The organism is Pseudomonas sp. FSL R10-1350, from assembly GCF_009600525.1.
Classification (GTDB): domain Bacteria; phylum Pseudomonadota; class Gammaproteobacteria; order Pseudomonadales; family Pseudomonadaceae; genus Aquipseudomonas; species Aquipseudomonas helleri.
In genome coordinates this window covers 25704-44518 of record NZ_WIVR01000030.1, presented here as the reverse complement: position 1 = coordinate 44518, position 18815 = coordinate 25704, and the positions used below count along the sequence as shown (strand labels likewise).

At 54.3% G+C, this 18815-nt stretch carries 12 protein-coding genes; 3 read left to right on the top strand and 9 right to left on the bottom strand.

The genetic code is table 11. The features are described 5' to 3' along the window. Window positions 1-136 precede the first annotated feature (136 nt). Window positions 137-4888 (top strand): dermonecrotic toxin domain-containing protein, encoded by a 4752-nt coding sequence (locus GHO25_RS14775; RefSeq protein ID WP_153391101.1) that lies wholly within the window; start codon window positions 137-139, stop codon window positions 4886-4888. Window positions 4889-4918: 30 nt separating this feature from the next. Here GHO25_RS14775 and GHO25_RS14770 read toward each other — a convergent pair whose 3' ends face one another. The 3 genes from GHO25_RS14770 to GHO25_RS14760 all read right to left on the bottom strand — a co-directional run bounded on the left by GHO25_RS14770 (window position 4919) and on the right by GHO25_RS14760 (window position 7027). Further along, complete coding sequence (locus GHO25_RS14770; protein ID WP_153391100.1) at window positions 4919-5533, bottom strand: TPM domain-containing protein; 615 nt, start codon at window positions 5531-5533, stop codon at window positions 4919-4921. A 27-nt stretch (window positions 5534-5560) separates the two neighbouring features. Next, window positions 5561-6304 (bottom strand): YgcG family protein, encoded by a 744-nt coding sequence (locus tag GHO25_RS26755; protein ID WP_153338291.1) that lies wholly within the window; start codon window positions 6302-6304, stop codon window positions 5561-5563. Between the two features lie 114 nt (window positions 6305-6418). Then, window positions 6419-7027: a LemA family protein gene (locus tag GHO25_RS14760; RefSeq protein ID WP_048370634.1), complete on the bottom strand. Its 609-nt coding sequence runs from the start codon at window positions 7025-7027 to the stop codon at window positions 6419-6421. A 264-nt stretch (window positions 7028-7291) separates the two neighbouring features. On the opposite strand from GHO25_RS14760, the gene bglX reads away from it, so the two are divergent. Further along, window positions 7292-9583 (top strand): beta-glucosidase BglX, encoded by a 2292-nt coding sequence (gene bglX / locus GHO25_RS14755; protein WP_153391099.1) that lies wholly within the window; start codon window positions 7292-7294, stop codon window positions 9581-9583. A 697-nt stretch (window positions 9584-10280) separates the two neighbouring features. Then, a complete protein-coding gene (locus GHO25_RS14750; RefSeq protein WP_048370638.1) occupies window positions 10281-13154 on the top strand; it encodes a ribonucleoside-diphosphate reductase subunit alpha in 2874 nt (957 codons plus the stop codon). A gap of 106 nt (window positions 13155-13260) precedes the next feature. Here GHO25_RS14750 and GHO25_RS14745 read toward each other — a convergent pair whose 3' ends face one another. From GHO25_RS14745 to GHO25_RS14720, 6 genes are all read right to left on the bottom strand, one after another. After that, window positions 13261-14211, bottom strand: coding sequence for a hypothetical protein (locus GHO25_RS14745; RefSeq protein ID WP_153391098.1), 951 nt, complete (start codon window positions 14209-14211; stop codon window positions 13261-13263). Then, window positions 14195-15205 (bottom strand): HEXXH motif-containing putative peptide modification protein, encoded by a 1011-nt coding sequence (locus GHO25_RS14740; RefSeq protein ID WP_153391097.1) that lies wholly within the window; start codon window positions 15203-15205, stop codon window positions 14195-14197. Before GHO25_RS14740 ends, GHO25_RS14745 begins: the two co-directional genes overlap by 17 nt. 13 nt (window positions 15206-15218) lie before the next feature. Beyond that, window positions 15219-16145, bottom strand: coding sequence for an acetamidase/formamidase family protein (locus GHO25_RS14735; RefSeq protein WP_153329516.1), 927 nt, complete (start codon window positions 16143-16145; stop codon window positions 15219-15221). Further along, the gene (locus tag GHO25_RS14730; RefSeq protein WP_153391096.1) at window positions 16129-16728 is read right to left on the bottom strand and encodes an ATP-dependent Clp protease proteolytic subunit; all 600 of its coding nucleotides are present in this window, start codon (window positions 16726-16728) and stop codon (window positions 16129-16131) included. The genes GHO25_RS14735 and GHO25_RS14730 overlap by 17 nt, the downstream gene beginning before the upstream one ends. 28 nt (window positions 16729-16756) lie before the next feature. Then, window positions 16757-17656, bottom strand: coding sequence for an FkbM family methyltransferase (locus tag GHO25_RS14725; RefSeq protein ID WP_178110097.1), 900 nt, complete (start codon window positions 17654-17656; stop codon window positions 16757-16759). Window positions 17657-18158: 502 nt separating this feature from the next. Then, window positions 18159-18428, bottom strand: coding sequence for a short-chain dehydrogenase (locus GHO25_RS14720; RefSeq protein ID WP_153391094.1), 270 nt, complete (start codon window positions 18426-18428; stop codon window positions 18159-18161). Window positions 18429-18815: the final 387 nt, after the last annotated feature.

Genomic DNA, 18815 nt, shown 5'->3' with positions numbered 1-18815 from the left:
TTTCGCAATCCGGGCCGTGCATAGCTATGTACCGCGTCTGTGCCCCGGCCATTGCGTTAAATCAAGGCCTCGATCTTCGCCGGATAAATCCCGGCGCAGAAGCCTTGTTTTTTGATCCCTGACGCAATGGCACCTCATGAAAACACTCTCATCGACACCCGATTTCCTGGCGCGTTTTGTCGCCCTTGGCAGCTTCCCTCAAGACCAGTTTTTACCGCGCCCAACCTTTAAAAACGTGGTCGCCGAAGCCTTCAAGCAGGCCATGCTGGAGGCATACCCCGGGCTCAAGGCCGATGTGTCACACGCGCACATTAGCCAATCACTGCCCTCGGCCGATGCTCAACCCGCCCCGGCACCCGATCCACCCAGCACCTGGCGACTGATCGCGCCATCGACCCTGCTGATTCAAGGTTTTATCGATCAGCGCACACTCAACCTGTCAGCGGACAGACACCGCCTCACCATTGATCAGAAAGTCGAAAATCCCGCGCCCTTGAGCGTGAGCATGGCAACCCTTGAGAAGCTGCTCAATGAGTGGGCACCTCAGGTGATCGATGTTTTCGCCCAAGCCTTGATCCATTTCTGGAGCACCCCCTCACCCGCCGGTGTCAGCCCCTGGCTATGGTTGAGCCGGGTGCTGCAAGTCGGCTTGAGCGCCACCCACAACGACACCCATCGCCAGCCCGCATTGACTCAGGAACAGTCAGCCGGGCTGGGCGCCTTGTCAGGCTTCGCGGACAAAGAGCAGCGATTGAAGCTCACGATGGAAACCCCGCTGCACGCTTATCTGGTCAACATCGACACCACCGATGCCCAAGGCCCGCGGCGCTTGCAGATCCCGGGGCTGGCACTGATTACCCGCAGCATCGGTGAGCGCCTGATCGTCATGGCCTGGTCACTGGCCGACGGCATAGAGCTGTTTGATTCACTGCAGGACTTCGCCCAGACACTGCCCCAACGCATACCGGGCCTGGCAGATGACAGCCCGGTGGTCTGGAGCGCGTATGAGCCCGAAGGCCATTTTTTTCAGGCATTGGCCCAAACCCTGCTCGACAAAACCCTGCGCACGCTCACTGCCCTGGGCCAAACCGCCCGGGCTGAACGCTGGAGCGCTGGCCGACTGGCATTGGCGCTGGATGAAGAGGCGTTGATGTTTCATTTTTTCAGCGCCCAGGAATCCAAAGATTTTGAGCAACTGGTCAGCAAACTCCCTCAATGGTTGACCACCGCTGCACGCGCAGACATTCGCGCCTACAGCCGCCTGCTGGCCAATCAAGTGGCGCAACAACAGAGTGCAGAGGGCAAAACCTTCCTCGATGACATTCCCACGCTGCTGGATTTCGCTCTGCAAACCCTCAATGCCCGAATGCAGCAAGATCACCCGGACGACCCGGTGGACGCGGCCCGGATCGACATCCATGACATTGCCATCCAGGACCTGCAAATGGCCTGGCTGACAGAAGACGTCATGCCGCTGACCGAGTTTTCACTGACCTACGTGGGCGGTAAACCGGCGGCGTTTATCCAGGTTAAAGAGCGCAGCGGCCTGCCTCTGCCCACTTGGCTGAACGCCAGCTATATCAAAAATTTGCTGGAAGAAATCGACATCGGCTCGCTGTACATCAGCCTGCTTAAAGCCAATCTGGTGGACGATGCCGAGCAAGTGACGAAGCGCAAGGCGCTGTTCAAATCCCAGTTGCAGGCGCAACTGCCACTGCTGGCGCTGGAGCATAAAATCCGCGACAGGTTCGGCTTCACAGAGGCGGGCTGGCAGCTCGTCGCACGCCTGATGAGGTCTAGTGCCGTGCCCCTGAATAGTCAGGACTGCATTCGGCCACTGGCTTTCACCTTATATGACGGCGCCTCCGCCAACATCGTGGGCAACATGTTTGTGCTCGGTCCCAGAGACCTGAGCAGCGGGCCCTTAGTGCTCTACCGCCCTTTCGCCACTGATTCACTGCTCGAATTTGCTGACCGCGAGGCCCTGATGAAGGCTATCCAGCAACCCGGCGAACTTCAGGACCTGGTCGTGGCCTGGCTGCCCGATTCGGTGCGCAGTTATTACGCCGATGGTGGCTTTGAACGTCCGCACCTCGAAAGCGTGGTTAATGCCGGGTTGCTGGCGCTGCTGCCCATAAGCCCTGCCCAACTGGCGGATCTGATCATTCAGGACGATGCGCTGGCGTATGCTTTCGACAGCCATATAGAGGCCCTGATCACGCTGTCGGACAAACAGACTGTGTCCAGTTCCGAGCGGCGCTGGATTCTGTTCAAGCGCTACGCCTGGATGCTGTTCAACGGCCTGACGTTTTTTGTCAGCGGCCCGTTGCAAAAAGCCGCCTGGGTTTTCCAGACCCTGATCAGCATCGACGAAACGCTGCAAGCCCGAATCGAAAGCGACCCCGAGGCGGCCAAACAAAGCGTGATCAGCCTGCTGCTCAATCTGAGCCAGGCGCTGCTATACGAGGGGCTGAGTTTTCACGCAGCCCTCAATGTGCACTCACGCCTGCAAGCGCCTGCCGACCTGCCCATGCCAGCACCGCTGGAGCTGCCAACTCATTCCTCCCCAAAACTCCCGGCAGCCAGTTCGCCAGCACAGGCCGTGAGCCGTAAAACCGGCCCGGACCCGGATGCTCAGGCCGCCAGGGCCTACTCAACACTGGATTTTTCGTGGTTCAACGGCCAACCCCGCCCATCAACCCGTCAGCGGGCAGCCCTGGACACCTTCATCACCGATCTCGATATAAGCAGCGGCACGCCCATTGAAGTCGGGCCGTTAAAAGGCCTGATCAACTTTCAGGGCAACACATACGCCGTCATCGATAAAAAAACCTATCGCATCAGCCGTCAGGATGATGGCGTAGTCATTCAGGACGCCAAACAACCGACCCGTTTGGGGCCCTGGTTGATGAGCGATGACACCGGACATTGGGACTTCGACCTGCGTCTGAGGCTGCGCGGTGGCGGGCCTAAAAAGCGCATTGCACAAATGCGCGAAGAAAAAAAACAGGCGCTGACACAGTTAGTCGCCGAAGAAACACGGTTGATGACTGAAAAGCTGGCCCGTGATCGAGTACTGACGCTCACCGAAACACTCATGGCGGCGCCCAGCGGGCGCGAAGCAACCTTCTTCGAGCGTTATGAAACAGAATTTACTCAATGGAGCATCAGTGCCCGCGCGCTGATCAAAACTGTACAAAAGATGAACGATATAACCCCCGTTCCCTCCTTTGAGGCAAAAATGCAGGCGTTGTGGGCAGAACTGACCCTCAAACTATTCAAAATGCAAAACCACCTTGAAGAGCAGCGCAAGGACCTGCCCCTCACAGCGTTCAGTGCAGAATTCAAAATCCGCCTGAGCGTTGCCATAAACCAATTGGGTGCCGACAATCAGCAGCCTTACCTCGAACTCGTCGAACACCTTAAAAAAGCTGAGGTGCTCGAACGCAAAGCATTTGATATCGCATTAATGGAATCTGAAGGGATTTTGGAGACCAGCAAGTTGCCCATACCGCGCGACTCACCGCTGGCAGACCTGTTCCTGAAAAAAGATAAACATTTTTTCGACCGCCACTGGGCAGTCATCTATATGGAAACGCTGCAGGAACTGGTCTTGAACCGGGCGGCCAGCGACCTCAACGCCGAAGAACTGCACGCTTTCAACCACCTCAACACCGATGTCTTCGTCAATATGGGCTGGTCGCAGTTAAGACTGCGCCTCCAGGAAGGGCAGATCGGTGTCGAGCACATTGAATTTTACGAGTCGGCCATCACCCTCTACCAGGGTTTAACAGCCACCTGCGAAAACTTGATCACTCTCAAGTCGGAACATTTTCGCAATGAATACCTGCCCTCTTTACTGGCAGCCATCAAACCGCTGCAGTCGTTTGCCGAAATGCAATTGTCGAAGGTGATATGGGAGTCAGAAAGCTCAAGCTCCGAGTCTGATGAGCCGCAGCCCGGCCCCAGCTGGAAAACAGCGCTGCCGCCCGCCAAAACAAAAACCGGCGCGCCCCGACAAAAAGTCTTCAAGACCACCGACAAACAAGTTCTGGTGGGCGTGGTCCGTAATCGCAGCCCTGACGACCCCACTGAAATTGTCGATGTGGTGGATGCCTTCAGCCAGATGAAAGTCAGTTCTTACCGGCGTGGTGCGAGCGATGAATGGGAGCAAATCGAAAACCTCAGGCCCGCCACCCCCACTGTGGTATCCCATGCCAAATCCCTTGCCAGGCTGGAGGCCGACGCCGTCAAACTGCTGGGCAGGGTCGAGGCCAGCATTCAACAGACACGCGCGTTCGCCAAAACGTCGAAAATCCCGGTAGAAATCGAAGAAATACTGGAGTTCAAAAGCCAGTCCCTGGACGAAACGGCCAGGCAAATGCAAGTTCTACTCGCCGCTGAAGGCCCGGACGTCGAACCTCTGACACGCAGTCAAAGGGGCATCGCCAATGGGTTGATCGCTCAGCTAGAGCTCAATTCAGTACGGCTGCGTGCGGAAGGTAAACGCTTGCGAATCAGCCTGATTACCGACTTGCCCCCCACCGCGGCGAATATCGACTACCTCAAGACCCATGACCAGGTGGAGATTGTGCGACTGGGCAAACGTCGCCCGATGAGCGGGCCAAGAAAGGATTACGTGCAGGAATATGAGGTCCGCAGTCGCGATGGCAAAGCTTTGTGGTACGCGCATTTTCATTACAGCTCGCCGGATGCAGCGCCCGCAGCCTTTACCGCCGCACACTTGAAAACAGAGGCGCATCGGTTCATGAGTGCTCAGGCCTTGTATGCCCAAGCGGGCTCAACCTCCGATGTGATTCAGATTTACCGCAGCAAGATCACCCTGGCGCTTGCAGAAAAACTGTTCCTGGCGGTCCAGTCAGTGTGATGAAGGCGCCATACAGGCGCCTTCAAACGGTTACAACACCACTAACCGATTCGGCAATTGATTACGCGTAGCGGTTTTGGGTACGTGTTTTTCAAGCAGTTCGGCACTGGCGTCGATGCAGGCGATAAAGCCTTCTGCGGTGTGCCCCAGTGCAACGCGGCGTACAAAATCGCTGACGATGTTGCCCCAATCGCTGTTGTCCAGGCGCTGGGAGATGCCTTCGTCGACGATGATCTCGACGTAGCGCTCGGCTTCACTGACAAAAATCAGCACCCCGGTGCGGTCTTGGGTGTGGTGCAGTTTTTGTTCGAGAAACTGGCGCCGCGCCAGGTTGCTGGCCCGCCAGTGGCGAACCCGCGCCGGGATTAAAAAGGTGGTCAGCACCGGGATACGGAAGATCAAACTGAGGAAGACAAAAGTGGCCCATTGCAGCATGAGCAATGTGTAGATCGTCATGTCGCTGTCTATAAAGTGCACCAGCGCCGGTACCACCAGGGCGATCAAGCTGGCCCAGAGTAAGGGGATGTAGCTGTAATCGTCGGCGCGCGGTGCGAGCACGGTGACGATTTCGGCGTCGGTGCGCTGTTCGGCGCGGGTCACGGCCTCTTCAACCTGCCGTTTTTGCTCTTGCGTGAGTAAAGCCATAAGTGTCGATGCCCGTTTAAAAATGAATTACCAGCCGCCCGAAGCGCCGCCGCCACCAAAACTGCCGCCGCCTCCTCGAAAACCACCGCCGCCACCGCCACGTCCAAAGCCACCGCCGCCAAAGCCGCCGGAGCGCGAGCCGCCACCTCCACCGGAGTTGCAAATGCCATAGAACTGGCAGGCGGCGACCACCACGACGAACGCTAAAAACAACAGCAGCACCACGCCGGGATGCTCAGCCAAAAAGTCATCACCACCGCCCTGCCCGCTGGCGTAGGCAGGCTCAGCCAGCGGCGCACCGCCCAGCACCTGAAGCATGGCCGCCACGCCGTCGCTGATGCCCTGGCTGAACTGTCCGGCTTTAAACGCCGGGGTGATCACCTGGTTGATGATGACCGACGCTTGCGCATCGGTGAGGCGGTCTTCCAGGCCGTAGCCGACTTCGATGCGCAGTTTACGGTCATCCCGGGCGACGATCAGCAACGCGCCGTTGTTTTCATCCTTTTTGCCTATGCCCCAGGCGCGCCCCAATTGGTAGCCGAAGTCTTCAATGGGTTCGCCTTGCAGGTTCGGCACTGTGACCACCACCACTTGCTCGCCGGTGGCTTTTTCGTGGGCTTCGAGGGTCTGTGTCAGTTGTTGACGCGTGGCGGGGTCGAGCATTTGGCCATCGTCCACCACCCGCCCACTCAGTGTCGGAAAAGTCAGCGCCTGTGCGCTGGCTATAAATAGCCAAAGCAGCAGGCCCACGCCCAGTTTTGATACGCGCATCAGCACCTCGTGTGGTTATTGATACGGTAGGAGCGAGCTTGCCTCGCGATCTTTTGATCTTTAAAAGCACAAGATCGCGAGGCAAGCTCGCTCCTACAGTAGGGGGGCAAGCTGTTAGAACTTCACCTCGGGGGCTTTGTCGGCATTCGGGGTGGTGGCTTCGAAGGTCGCACGCACCGGCAAGTCGCTGTACATCACTGCATGCCACAGGCGACCGGGGAAGGTGCGAATCTCAGTGTTGTAGCGTTCAACCGCGAGAATAAAGTCCCGACGGGCCACGCTGATGCGATTTTCGGTGCCCTCAAGTTGCGACTGCAACGACAGGAAGTTCTGGTTGGACTTGAGGTCCGGGTAACGCTCAGACACCACCATCAAACGGCTCAAGGCCCCGGTCAGCTGGTTCTGCGCATCCTGGAACTGCTTGAGTTTTTCCGGGTTGTCCAGGGTGCTGGCATCGACCTGAATCGAGGTGGCCTTGGCCCGCGCCTCAATCACTGCCGTGAGGGTCGCCTGTTCTTGCTTGGCCGCACCCTTGACCGTCTCGACCAGGTTGGGGATCAAGTCGGCACGCCGCTGGTACTGGTTCTGCACTTGCGACCAGGCCGCCTTGACCTGCTCATCCAGCGTCGGGATGGTGTTGATCCCGCACCCCGCCAGCACGCTGCTGAGGGCCAGCAATGCGACAACCTTCCAGCCCATCCGTTTTACGCTCTGTATGTGCATGCATCGACACTCCGTTTTAATTCCATTGCGTTCATTGACCCGCCAACCCGCTTAAAACTCCCTGACCGCGCGCCAATATCTCCCGGCACCACTGGATTGCGCACGGCGAATCAGCTAAAAGACTGCATCCTGCGCAGGAATACTCACTTTAACGATAGGATATTTCCTTAAGTTGAGTAGCTCATGCGCCTTTCCCAGAACAATATCGCTACGAAAGCGCGGGCCTCCCTTCGCGTTCACCGAGCGGCCGCGTAGAAGAATCTCATGAGAAACCTGTGTTTGCTGGGCCTGGCCATCAGCCTGGCCAGTCCTTCGGTATGGGCCCAAACCCCGACAGCGCCGCTCCCGCCCAAAGACGTTTTTGTCGCAGACCTGATGAAGCAGATGACTGAAGCCGAAAAAATCGGCCAGTTGCGCCTCATCAGCATCGCCACCGACATGCCGCGCGAACTGATCCGCAAGGAAATCGCGGCCGGGCACATCGGCGGCACTTTCAACTCGGTGACCCGCGACGAAAACCGGCCCATGCAAGACGCCGCCATGCGCAGCCGCCTGAAGATCCCGATGTTTTTTGCCTACGACGTGATTCACGGCCATCGCACGATTTTCCCGATCAGCCTGGGCCTGGCGGCCAGCTGGGACATGGACGCCATAGCCCAGAGCGGGCGTGTTTCTGCCCAGGAAGCCAGCGCAGACGGCATCGACATGACCTTTGCGCCGATGGTCGATATAGCCCGCGACCCGCGCTGGGGCCGGACCTCGGAAGGCTTTGGCGAAGACACTTATCTGGTCTCGCGCATCGCTGACGTCATGGTCAAGGCTTATCAGGGCCTCTCCCCCGCCTTGCCCGGCAACATCATGGCCAGCGTTAAACACTTCGCACTGTACGGCGCTGTTGAAGGCGGACGGGACTACAACATCGTCGACATGAGCCCGACACGCATGTTCCAGGACTACCTGCCGCCCTATCATGCCGCGATCAAGGCCGGGGCTGGCGGGGTGATGGTGGCGCTCAACTCGATCAACGGCGTGCCGGCCACCTCCAACATGTGGCTGATGCAAGACCTGCTGCGTAAAGACTGGGGCTTTAAAGGCGTGGCCATCAGCGACCACGGCGCGATTATCGAGTTGATCAAGCATGGCGTAGCCAAAGACAACCGCGAAGCTGCCAAGCTGGCGATCAAGGCCGGTATCGACATGAGCATGAACGACAAGGCCTACGGCGAAGAGTTGCCGGGCCTGCTGAAGTCGGGCGAAGTGCCGCAGAGCGATCTGGACAATGCCGTGCGTGAAGTGCTCGGGGCCAAATACGACATGGGCCTGTTTGCCGACCCGTACCTGCGCATCGGCAAGGCCGAAGATGACCCGGCCGACACCAACGCCGAAAACCGCCTGCACCGCCAGGAGGCCCGCGACGTGGCACGCAAGAGCCTGGTGCTGCTGAAAAACAACAACCAGACCCTGCCGCTCAAAAAGCAGACGCGTATTGCTCTGGTTGGCCCGCTGGCCAACTCCAAGGTCGACATGCTGGGCAGTTGGTCCGGCGCCGGGGTGCCTGCACAATCGGTGACAGTGTATGAGGGCCTGCAAAAAGCCATGGGCCAGCAAGGTTCAGTCACCTATGCGCGGGGCGCGAACATCTCCGACGATCCAAAAATCGCCGAGTACCTGAACCACATCAACACCGGCGGGATCGACGTCAAAGACGACCCACGCCCGGCCCAAACAATGATCGACGAAGCGGTCAAAGCCGCGCAGCACGCTGATGTGGTCGTCGCCGTGGTGGGTGAGTCGCGCGGCATGTCCCACGAGTCATCGAGCCGCACCTCGCTGGACATTCCCGATAGCCAACGCGCCTTGATCAGCGCACTTAAAGCCACCGGCAAACCTTTGGTACTGGTGCTGATGAACGGCCGCCCGCTGTCGATCGAGCAGGAACAGGCGCACGCCGATGCGGTGCTGGAAACCTGGTTCAGCGGCACCGAAGGCGGTAATGCCATTGCCGACGTGCTGTTCGGTGACTACAACCCGTCTGGCAAGCTGCCGATCACCTTCCCACGCTCTGTTGGCCAGATTCCTAGCTACTACAGCCACCTGAGCATTGGACGGCCCTTTACGCCGGGCAAGCCGGGCAACTACACCTCGCAGTACTTCGACGCCGAGAACTCACCGCTGTACCCGTTCGGCTATGGCCTGAGCTATACCGACTTCAGCCTGTCGCCGGTTACGCTGTCGTCGAAAACGTTGAAGCCCGGGGGCACTCTCACCGCCAGCGTCACCGTCAAAAACACCGGCAAGCGCGATGGCGAGACGGTGGTGCAGTTGTACCTGCGTGACGTCACCGCCTCCATGGCCCGCCCGGTCAAGGAGCTGAAGAACTTCGAAAAAGTTATGCTCAAGGCAGGCGAGCAGAAAGTGGTGCGCTTTACCCTCAGCGAAGACGACCTGAAGTTTTACAACGCGCAATTGAAGTACGCCGCCGAGCCGGGCGAGTTCGACGTGCAAATCGGCCTCGACTCACAAAACGTGCAGCAAAACAGCTTCGAATTGTTGTAACCACGCGCAATAACCGAAAAGGTCTGCAAGGGCCTTTTCGGCCCCTCTTTCGAGCATTTTGTGCTTGACCTTTATGATCTTTGCGCCCGCCTGAAAATGCGTTCGGACAGGGCTGTTTTTTGTGGTAGGGTTCGCGCCCTCAAAATTCAGACGGCTCGATTGGGTGCTGAAAAATTCAGTGACAAGCGGTTCAATCCAGCGTCTATGCGGCCTACATGGTTTATCAACCCTTCATACACACTTTACGCACAGAGTTATCCACAGGTCGTACATTGCACAGCGCCACTAAAACGCATATCTTGTATCTGTCGCGCCAAAAACACCTACATATAGGGTTTTAGGCCAATAACCCAACACAACTCAGACGAGAATTTCAAGCCCTTTTCTCGCGCCTGTCGGGTTAAACCAAACGCAGTTCTCAAAGTCCAAACCGCTCATGCGGATGGCAACCGTTTTCCGGCTCCACAGCAGGAAAGCGGCCCGGGTGTTGCAGTAAAAATACTGTCACCCACGAGGAATACGGTTTGAGGCTGCACGCACAGACCAAGACTTCGGCACGGAAGCGGCTTAACCCCCCCTTTCTGTACGTCCCGAGGTTGTTATGCCCGGTTCATGATCGGTTGTAGTGCTTCAGGACGGAACGGTGGGCCCCCAAAAGGAGCCCAAATAAACATAGAGAATGTGGAGACACCCCCCCATGCAAACCGACACAGCTCGCGAGAACTCGCAGGGTTCCGATTCAAATCTGGATCTGTCTGCGACCGCGCCAGGCCAATTGCGCGTGATCAAACGTAACGGAACCGTGGTTCCTTACACCGACGACAAGATCACCGTCGCCATCACCAAAGCGTTTCTCGCAGTTGAAGGTGGCAATGCTGCTGCCTCGTCACGAATCCACGACACCGTTGCGCGCCTGACCGAACAAGTCACCGCGACCTTCAAGCGTCGCATGCCATCGGGTGGCACCATCCACATCGAAGAAATCCAGGACCAGGTTGAACTGGCCCTGATGCGCGCCGGCGAGCAAAAAGTCGCGCGTGACTACGTGATCTACCGCGACTCGCGCGCCAAAGAACGCGCCACTCGCGCCCCGGCCGAAAGCGCCGTGGTTGCTCACCCGACCATCCGCATCACCCGCGCCGACGGCACGTTCGCGCCGCTGGACATGGCCCGCCTGAACACCATCGTCAGCGAAGCCTGCGAAGGCCTGGCAGAAGTCGACGGCGACCTGATCCAGCGCGAAACCCTGAAAAACCTCTACGACGGCGTGGCCCTGAGTGACGTCAACACCGCCCTGGTGATGACCGCCCGTACCCTGGTTGAGCGTGAGCCCAACTACTCGTTCGTGACCGCCCGCCTGCTGATGGACACCCTGCGCGGTGAAGGCCTGGGCTTCCTGAACGTTGCCGAAAGCGCCACCCACCACGAAATGGCTGACCTGTACGCCAAGGCACTGCCGGCTTACATCGCCAAAGGTATTGAGTTCGACCTGCTGAACCCGGTGCTGGCCACCTTTGACCTGGAAAAACTGGGCAAGGCGATCAACCACGAGCGCGATCAGCAGTTCACCTACCTGGGCCTGCAAACCCTGTACGACCGTTACTTCATCCACAAGGATGGCGTGCGTTTCGAACTGCCGCAGATCTTCTTTATGCGCGTGGCCATGGGCCTGGCGATCGAAGAGAAGCAAAAAGAAGACCGCGCCATCGAGTTCTACAACCTGTTGTCGTCGTTCGACTACATGGCCTCGACCCCGACCCTGTTCAACGCCGGTACTCAGCGTCCTCAGCTGTCCAGCTGCTACCTGACCACCGTGCCGGACGACCTGTCGGGCATCTACCACGCGATCCACGACAACGCCATGTTGTCCAAATTCGCGGGCGGCCTGGGCAACGACTGGACCCCGGTCCGTGCTTTGGGTTCGTGGATCAAAGGCACCAACGGCAAGTCCCAGGGCGTGGTTCCGTTCCTCAAGGTTGTGAACGACACCGCCGTCGCCGTAAACCAGGGTGGCAAGCGCAAAGGCGCTGTCTGTGCCTACCTGGAAACCTGGCACATGGACATCGAAGAGTTCATCGAGCTGCGTAAGAACACCGGTGATGACCGTCGTCGTACCCACGACATGAACACCGCCAACTGGATCCCTGACCTGTTCATGAAGCGCGTCTTCGATGACGGCAAGTGGACCCTGTTCTCGCCGTCCGAAGTCCCGGACCTGCACGACCTGACCGGCAAGGCCTTCGAAGAGCGTTACGAGTACTACGAAGCCCTGACCGAGTACCCGGGCAAGGTCAAACTGTTCAAGACCATCCAGGCCAAAGACCTGTGGCGCAAAATGCTGTCCATGCTGTTCGAAACCGGCCACCCGTGGCTGACCTTCAAAGACCCGTGCAACCTGCGCAGCCCGCAGCAGCACGTGGGCGTGGTTCACAGCTCGAACCTGTGCACCGAGATCACCTTGAACACCAACAAGGACGAGATCGCTGTATGTAACCTGGGTTCGATCAACCTGCCTAACCACATCGTGGACGGCAAGCTGGACACCGCCAAGCTCAAGCGCACCATCGACGTCGCCGTGCGCATGCTCGACAACGTGATCGACATCAACTACTACTCGGTGCCGCAAGCGCGCAACTCGAACTTCAAGCACCGCCCGGTAGGCTTGGGAATCATGGGCTTCCAGGACGCGCTGTACCTGCAACACATCCCTTATGCCTCGCAAGCGGCTGTTGAGTTTGCCGACAAGTCGATGGAAGCGGTCAGCTACTACGCGATCCAGGCGTCCTGCGACCTGGCTGACGAGCGTGGCGCTTACGAGACGTTCCAGGGTTCGCTGTGGTCCAAAGGCGTGTTGCCACTGGATTCGCAACAGATCCTGATCGAGCAGCGCGGCCAGAAGTACATCGACGTTGACCTGAACGAATCCCTGGACTGGGCACCGGTTCGCGCCCGTGTACAAAAAGGCATTCGTAACTCCAACATCATGGCCATCGCACCGACCGCCACCATCGCCAACATCACTGGCGTGTCACAGTCGATCGAACCGACCTATCAAAACCTGTACGTGAAATCCAACCTGTCGGGCGAATTCACCGTGATCAACCCGTACCTGGTTCGCGACCTCAAGGCTCGCGGTCTGTGGGATTCGGTCATGATCAACGACTTGAAGTACTACGACGGTTCCGTGCAGCAGATCGAACGTATCCCGCAAGAGCTCAAAGAGCTGTATGCCACCGCGTTTGAAGTTGACACCAAATGGATCGTTGACGCGGCCAGCCGTCGTCAGAAGTGGATCGACCAGGCTCAGTCGCTGAACCTGTACATCGCCGGCGCATCGGGCAAGAAACTCGACGTCACCTACCGCATGGCCTGGTACCGTGGTTTGAAAACCACCTACTACCTCCGTGCCCTGGCGGCGACCAGCACCGAGAAGTCCACCGTTAACACGGGCAAGCTCAACGCAGTATCGAGCGGCAAAAACAGTGAAGACGTAGCAGCAGCGCCTGCTGGCCCGGCCCCCGTGCCAAAAGCCTGCGCGATTGACGAGCCGGATTGCGAAGCTTGCCAATAAGCTGAATGGCCAGGCGGCTTGACCGCCTGACTAAAAACCCCCGTTAAACCCTGGTAACAGTTGGGTTTGGCGGGGGTTTTGTTTTTTGGGGCTATCACCCAAGCTATTAACGGCTTACACGCTTACGTTGTTCAACTGTCAGAACTATCAACACGCAGGCATTAAAAAAAATAACCGTAGCGACGATGCTATCGACTGTTATTTTAAAAAAAACACTTTGGATAAGCACCGCAAACGCGGGTGCTGCAGATAAACCTATTGTAGTGAGCGATGCACCTAACCACGCAATTGCGAACTGCAGGGAAACCTGAATCAAGAACATAAAAGACGACAGCAACACCACATCAACCCAAGCGACCTCGATCGTTGAAAACAAATCAAATTTTAGACACAGACCAAAACAGCAGAACACCACCAAAATACTCCGTAAAGCATTAACCTTTATTGGAGACTGCTTGAGAACACCGAGCCTCGCTGACACGCGCGTGTTTATATAAATAGCTATACCGCACAATATAGACAAGACAATACCAGCATTAATACTAGCCCCGGAACCACTTGCTCCGGAGACTGCAATACCACCTCCAGCACTGGCTATAAAAACGGCACTTAAAACGACAAGAATCGAAAGCAAGATATTGAGTACACTTAACCGAACACCCTGCGTAAAGGGCAATATTATCGCCCCCACAGAGACCGCAATTGAGGAAAAAGCCCCCGGAAGCAAATATTTAATAGCCCAAAAACCAGACGCCCAGCTTAGCAACGTAAAAAAATTTATTAATCCATACAAATAGACACAACGGACAAAGCCTGCACGCTGTCTAAAATCAGTCACCACACAACTGAATTTAACGCCTGAGCGCAACCAGTCCCTCAGCATCAAACCTGCCAAAGAAATCAATGACAGCAACGAGAAGCAAAACATCAAGACAAACGGATCAATCTCACGATACAAGAAATACGCCGAATAGATCATCCTAAAAGCATCGCCGCTCAAAAACACTAACAACGCGACTACGCCCCCCACCGCGGCACCTTTATATTGCAATTTCACATCCTTCTACCATTTCCTGACACGATTTAATTAACGACCTCCCATAAGCCGTAAGCTCTGCATGTTCATAGACAACCCCTAGCGCCTGAAAAAACTTATCCTTAAATGAAGCATCATTACCACGCTCATTATAATTAGTTCTCACCTTACTAAAATCCAAAGCACCCGGATCAGCTTTATATATTCTTTCAAACACATAAATAGTTCGCGCCAGCACAAAGGCAGCATGATAAATAGCGCTGAGTGGTCTAGCCTGCTTACGAAAGGGAGTTGGATACAATCTGTCATTATGATTTTCAAAGAGCGGATCATGCACCCAATGCGCATATAATAAATTGTGTGCTGACTCGTGAACAACGTGCTCTATGTACCTAGAGACAGTATCGTGCACTGAACACGACCCGACATAAATCATACCCAAGGCATTAAAATTAGTTCCCGCCCGACAATATCCAGACTGAAAAATTCTAATCTCATCCACGACCTGCGCCATTTCAGCATACAACGCATCGTCCGCACACCTAATAATTTCAAGCGCATGAATCATCAAACGCCTGGATGCCAGAAATTCACCCTCACTACCAATCTCCTTTGGCAAAGCAACATTGGCATCCGCGTCTTCATAAGTCTTTCTAATATCTGAATAGACGACAGAATTGCATATTTCATTTTGCAACCCCGACGACATTAAAAAGGGAAGCACCTCCAGATTAGAGTGGCGTTCGCAACTTGAAAAACATAATAACCTTTCACTTAAACTCTTGCTAACCTCCTCTCCACGCACGTAGTAACTTATCAACGTTTCATGGGCTGCAAAAAAGAAAGGAGGCGCTTTAGGGCAGTTACGATACTCTGAAATCAACCCAAAAAAACGGCTGTCTTCCTGACCAATAGATCTCAACAAATATTCAAAACTTGCCCACAACCTCGCCGAAACATTTTCGAACAGTGTAGTCGCCACCAGCACATCAGGAGCAGCACTAATAGTGTACATCGCGGACACCTCGTTATTTTTTTATAAAAAACGCCGATTCAACACCCACCACTACAACATTCGGGACGCCCAATTTCATCACGTGCAGCGAAGCACAATGCCCAAGTAACAGCCGGGCAACAGACTCTGCCACACCGTTACCGAGCAGCGCCTCAAATGCATATCCATAGGCAAGACGAACACTGGCATTAAAATCTTCGTTCACGCCCATAAAATAAACGAAGCCCCCCACATTAATATGCAAGCAACTGTGCAGCGGTTGACTGCATTTATCTACAGAAAATACAATTTCACCGGACACTTCAATACCCGAGCCGCCCACCTCACCCACACACTGATTAAAATGAATATCTCCCATATAAAAGAACGCGTTGTCATGGGCAACAGGTAAAAACAGGGTGGCTCCCTTTTTAAAAAAGGTGCAGTCGACGTTGCCGCCATATTCATCAGCGTCAATCGATGACAAACCCTCCCCCTTGCCCACTGGGTCAGAGCAACGAATACACCCGATCATCAACTCCTGCCTGACTGAAAGCAGGTTCAACCCTGTGTCGCTTTGGCTCACAGGAATGCCACGATCTCCAGTAATCTGCCAACAAACGACCTCCTCTCCCACCACAGGCTGGCTGTATTTTTCATTTATAAATTCTGGCAATATGCCTTGCGAAGACAACCCAACATTCCGAGTAATTCGGATATCCAAGACTGTTATGGCAAGCACATCACCACACTTGCTTCCCTCTAAGAAATACGGACCTGACAACGGATTAAAGTAAGTGCTGACACGATCCAGGCACTCATCAAACCCTAAGTTATCAATCGTTCTCGTCGCGTACGCACTGCCTGGTTTCAAAGAATAGAAATCACTCTCTCGCCCTGAAAACGACTGATAATATTTTTTCTGCCGTGGCAGATCCTCTACTTCACTTATGAATTTCATTTTCCTTTACGACAATTGAGTGTACGAGCCCATATTCAACAGCCTCTTCTGCACTCAGCCAAAAATCTTTATCCGTATCGATTCTGACTTTTTCAATAGGCTGCCCTGTCGCATCAGAAAAAATCCTGTTAAGTCTTTCTTTCATCTCTATAATTTCTTTTGCATACGCGTCAAAATCCATCGCTTTACCTTGAAAACCACCCGAGGGTTGATGAAGTAAAAAACGGGTATTGGGCAATGAATAACGATTTTCTTTATCCGCAGCGACATAGATAAGTGCACCCGCACTTGCCACCCAGCCCGAGCCAATGGTGATGACCACCGGCTTAATAAAGCGTATCGCATCAAATATCATATCCCCTGACTCTACATGCCCCCCAGGCGAGCTAATAAAAACAATAATTGGCTCATCACTCATATAGGCAAGCGCATGCAGTTGCTGCACGGCATCCTTGGCCATTTTTGTATTGATCTCTCCTGTAATAAATATTTTTCTTGCCGCAATCGTGCTGTCTAACAACTTGAAACTTAACGAATCCATCCCTCCCGACTCACGATCCTTCTTCTCACTTAAATGGGGCATCACACATGACCTCTCAGGAAAATCACTGTCAGATAAGACTCAATTTTTTAATCATGCCTTCCATTATCCATTCACTGTCTTCCCCCTCCTCAACATCAACACCCTTCTCCTGCAAGTAACGCACATACTCATGACAATAAACGCTCCCGCCCAACTGATCGCAGCGCTTTAATGCATGCACGGCAAAGTCATACGACTTGTAAACACAATGAAAAATACAGGCCAACTTAACCAGACGATTCGAAACACCCCAAAATTCATTATCATCGAGCCGATGAAAATAAAATGCATCAGCCCATAACCATTGATTGATCCCATTTACCGAACTGCCGTCTACTTTCACGCCACGAGGTGATCGAGTACCGTAGCCGGTAAAACAGTGAAACGTGAAGTCGCGCTCAGCTAAAAAAACATCTACATCACGAAACAAAGGCTGCCCTACATATTTTTCTACAAAAGAAACTTCTATATGTATACCCAAGAGATTTTTTATATTTCTACCTCCTGACTTTAAGACTTCCAACTCATACCCTTGCACATCGATATCAAGATAATCGAAATGTGCATCAGAGAACACAACATCGAACCCATAGGTCTTAATAGCGTTTACCTTCTCAACCCTATAAAAAAACTCCATGCCGGAATAGAACTCCAGACATGCTTTATTGGGAGCCAACATCGATGAACACGAGGCTAATTGACAGACATGCATCTCATGGACACCCCCATCGCCGATCGCCACATTGTGGATCTTATCGATTGCTCTATTCGTCAACCACTTATTAGCCTTAGCATCCGGCTCCACTGCCGTTACGACACAGGCATTACTATCTACTAACGCCTCATAATGAAACCCCTCCGGAACAGCACGGGCACCTACGTCAATTATTTTTATCTTGTTTGCGGACAGGTCAAACGGAAATTTCATAAAGAGCCTCATATACGGAAACATGCAGGCGTGCCTGCCTCATAAAAGACACGCCTGCAAACCATGAGAAGGACTTGTCCTAATTTGTCACTGCCAGAACGACCTTTCCATTTTTCCCATTCAACCCAAATATTTTTTTCAGGTCAATTTCTTGAACAGCGGGTACTTTTTTGCTTTTACATTTGCTAGCCATAACGCACCTCATAAATTTTAGTTATGCAGCGGTACATTTACGCAAATTACAAATAAAGCTATAACTCACTATGCAAGCAAGGTCAAAATATCACGATCAATTTCAGACATTTCCTACACTCACACTTACCCACTAAACTTCAAGACAGAAGTTAAATTTCTTACAGAAAAATCTCACCCCCCTCATGAAATATAGTTAACCATCACCCTAAACCCTTATAGCTCTTGCCTTTAATACAACTCTTTATGAAATCTTTTATTAAACGTACAAGAGCCGAGCTACTGCGATGGTATTTACACAGCCTTTTGTTCAGCCGGGCTGCAAACGCCAGCTCACCACATTCATCAGGTCGCAGCCATCACGCAGCAACAGCATGGCCGTGGTTGCCAGGTGTTTGAGGTCGACCGCGTCGGCCTGCTCTATCTCGCGGCAGGAAAAGGTTTCCATCAATTGGGTAACCGCCAGCACACGGGCCATGGCGTTAGCATGCAACACATCCAGCGGCGCGTTGCGGTCAATCAGTAAGGCGGGAATGGTGCAGTCGATCGCGGTTAACGGGATGTAGGGGGATGCAGTCATGAGTAAAGCTCCTTGTTGCTGATTGGAGCCATCCACATTCGTCGCCAAACAAAGGTAGGTGGCAGCTGTACGCAGGTTGGCGAACCGGTAGAACAAGGAATACCGGCAGATCCAAAGATCTCCCACGCACAGCTGCCATAAAGCAGCGCGATGCAAAATACACGCTCTGCCATATATCACAACAACTACACGCAACCATTGTTCATTCCCAAGTCGCCAAACCCGGTCGCCCAAACGGCGAGCAACGACTATAGGCGTCGCCCCCTTAGCCCGGCAATTGGCAAACCTGTGCGAAACATCCCTGAAAATCGTGAGCCACTTGACCCTGCCACCTCTGTAGGAGCGAGCTTGCCTCGCGATCTTTTAAAAAGATCAAAAGATCGCGAG

Bases quoted from the DNA above. Each gene is read 5' to 3' on its own strand.
- GHO25_RS14725 (WP_178110097.1), bottom strand. From the start codon at position 17,656: ATGAAATTTCCGTTTGACCTGTCCGCAAACAAGATAAAAATAATTGAC.
- bglX (WP_153391099.1), top strand. From the start codon at position 7,292: ATGAGAAACCTGTGTTTGCTGGGCCTGGCCATCAGCCTGGCCAGTCCT.
- GHO25_RS14740 (WP_153391097.1), bottom strand. From the start codon at position 15,205: ATGTACACTATTAGTGCTGCTCCTGATGTGCTGGTGGCGACTACACTG.
- GHO25_RS14720 (WP_153391094.1), bottom strand. From the start codon at position 18,428: ATGACTGCATCCCCCTACATCCCGTTAACCGCGATCGACTGCACCATT.
- GHO25_RS14730 (WP_153391096.1), bottom strand. From the start codon at position 16,728: ATGCCCCATTTAAGTGAGAAGAAGGATCGTGAGTCGGGAGGGATGGAT.
- GHO25_RS26755 (WP_153338291.1), bottom strand. From the start codon at position 6,304: ATGCGCGTATCAAAACTGGGCGTGGGCCTGCTGCTTTGGCTATTTATA.
- GHO25_RS14775 (WP_153391101.1), top strand. From the start codon at position 137: ATGAAAACACTCTCATCGACACCCGATTTCCTGGCGCGTTTTGTCGCC.
- GHO25_RS14760 (WP_048370634.1), bottom strand. From the start codon at position 7,027: ATGCACATACAGAGCGTAAAACGGATGGGCTGGAAGGTTGTCGCATTG.
- GHO25_RS14770 (WP_153391100.1), bottom strand. From the start codon at position 5,533: ATGGCTTTACTCACGCAAGAGCAAAAACGGCAGGTTGAAGAGGCCGTG.
- GHO25_RS14735 (WP_153329516.1), bottom strand. From the start codon at position 16,145: ATGAAATTCATAAGTGAAGTAGAGGATCTGCCACGGCAGAAAAAATAT.
- GHO25_RS14750 (WP_048370638.1), top strand. From the start codon at position 10,281: ATGCAAACCGACACAGCTCGCGAGAACTCGCAGGGTTCCGATTCAAAT.